Annotated in this window: 3 protein-coding genes; 2 read left to right on the top strand and 1 reads right to left on the bottom strand. The window is 66.3% G+C overall.

Features of this window, described 5'->3' with window-relative positions:
- Positions 1 to 353 (top strand): metallopeptidase TldD-related protein (locus VJS90_RS03740; RefSeq protein WP_324119241.1); only part of this gene is annotated, 353 nt, incomplete at its 5' end.
- Between the two features lie 39 nt (positions 354 to 392).
- Here VJS90_RS03740 and yjgA read toward each other — a convergent pair.
- On the bottom strand, positions 393 to 917 hold the full coding sequence (yjgA, locus tag VJS90_RS03745) for a ribosome biogenesis factor YjgA (protein ID WP_324119243.1): 525 nt from the start codon (positions 915 to 917) through the stop codon (positions 393 to 395).
- A gap of 108 nt (positions 918 to 1,025) precedes the next feature.
- On the opposite strand from yjgA, the gene VJS90_RS03750 reads away from it, so the two are divergent.
- A partial coding sequence (locus tag VJS90_RS03750) for a metallopeptidase TldD-related protein (protein WP_324119245.1) occupies positions 1,026 to 2,004 on the top strand: 979 nt, incomplete at its 3' end.

Here is a 2,004-nt window from a genome sequence, read left to right on the forward strand (position 1 = left end):
CCTACATGCGCAGCGGCAGCCACGAACCGGAGGAAATCATCCGCTCGGTGAAGAAAGGCCTCTACGCGCCGAACTTCGGCGGCGGCCAGGTCGACATCACCAACGGCAAGTTCGTGTTCTCCGCCAGCGAGGCCTACCTGATCGAGGACGGCAAGATCACCGCCCCGGTCAAGGGCGCCACGCTGATCGGCAATGGCCCGGAGGCCATGAGCCGGGTATCGATGGTCGGTAACGACCTGTCGCTGGACAGCGGGGTCGGTACCTGTGGCAAGGATGGGCAGTCAGTACCGGTAGGCGTTGGCCAGCCGACGCTGAAGATAGACCTGATCACCGTGGGCGGCACCGGCGCATGACCGGGCCCGGGCAGGCGGGCGCCTGCCCGTCGGCAAGGCTCAGCGCAGGCCGCGCTGGGTCTCGTCGAGGTCGCGGATGTACTTGAAGATCTTGCGCGAGGCGGCGGGCGGCTTGTTGCGCGCCTTCTCGTGTTGCGCCTGGCGGACCAGCGAGCGCAGCTGCTGGCGATCGGTTTCAGGGTACTCGCCGAAGAAGCGCTCAAGGTCCTCGTCGCCGCCATCGATCATGCGGTCGCGCCAGCGTTCAAGGCCGTGGAAGCGCTCGTTGTACTGGCGGGTGGAGGCATCGAGCTGGTCGATCAGGGCAGTGATCGCCTCGACGTCCTGGTCGCGCATCAGCTTGCCGATGAACGACATATGACGTTTGCGCGCGATGTGCGCGGTGTGCTTGCTGGCGTCGGCCAATGCCCGGCGCAGGGCGTCGGTCAACGGCAGGCGCGCGATGGTGTCGGCCTTGAGCGTCGTGAGGCGCTCGCCGAGGTCGACCAGCGCATGCAGCTCGCGCTTGATCTGGGTTTTGCTTTTTTCGCCTTCGTAGGAGGCGTCGTCGTAAGAATCAACCATGGTGGCAGTCCGCTGGAAAACGCCGCCATGATAACCAGTCGGGGGCCGCTTGTCCGGCCCGGTCGTAGAATGACCCTCGCCGAACGCAGAATTTGAGTGGAGAGAACCATGAGTGCAGTCCAGAGCGTAGGCCCGCAGGCCCTGCCGGCGTTGCAGGAACAGGTCGAGCAGATCATCGCCGAAGCGCGTCGCCAGGGCGCCAGCGCCTGCGAGGTGGCGGTGTCGCTTGAGCAAGGGTTGTCCACCACGGTGCGCCAGCGCGAGGTCGAGACCGTCGAATTCAATCGCGACCAGGGCTTCGGCATCACCTTGTACGTTGGCCAGCGCAAGGGGTCGGCGAGCACTTCGGCCAGCGGCGGCGATGCCATCCGCGAGACCGTCGCGGCGGCGCTGGCGATTGCCAGGCACACCTCCGAGGATGAGTGCTCAGGCCTGGCCGATCCAGCGCTGATGGCCCGCGACCTGCCAGACTTCGACCTCTACCACGCCTGGGACATCAGTCCCGAGCAGGCCATCGAAAAAGCGCTGCAGTGCGAAGCGGCGGCCTTTGACGCCGACCCACGCATCCTCAACGCTGATGGCACCACCCTCAATACCCATCAGGGCTGCCGCGTGTACGGCAACAGCCATGGTTTCATCGGCGGCTACGCCTCGACCCGGCACAGCCTGAGCTGCGTGATGATCGCCGAGGGCGAAGGGCAGATGCAACGCGACTACTGGTATGACGTCAACCGCCAGGGCCAGCTGCTGGCCGACCCGCGCAGCATCGGCCAGCGCGCCGCGCAGCGTGCCGCCAGCCGCCTGGGAGCACGCCCGGTGCCGACCTGCGAAGTGCCGGTGCTGTTTTCGGCTGAACTGGCGGGAGGGCTGTTTGGCAGCTTCCTGTCGGCGATCTCGGGCGGCAACCTGTATCGCAAGTCGTCGTTCCTCGAAGGGGCCATGGGCCAGCGCCTGTTCCCGGCCTGGCTGACCCTGGACGAGCGTCCGCACCTGCCGCGCGCCTTGGGCAGCGCCGCCTTCGATGGCGATGGCCTGGCGACCTATGCCAAACCGTTCGTCGAAAATGGCGAGCTGGTGTCGTACATCC

The organism is Pseudomonas sp., from assembly GCF_035277045.1.
Taxonomy (GTDB): domain Bacteria; phylum Pseudomonadota; class Gammaproteobacteria; order Pseudomonadales; family Pseudomonadaceae; genus Aquipseudomonas.

Bases quoted from the DNA above. Each gene is read 5' to 3' on its own strand.
- yjgA (WP_324119243.1), bottom strand. From the start codon at position 917: ATGGTTGATTCTTACGACGACGCCTCCTACGAAGGCGAAAAAAGCAAA.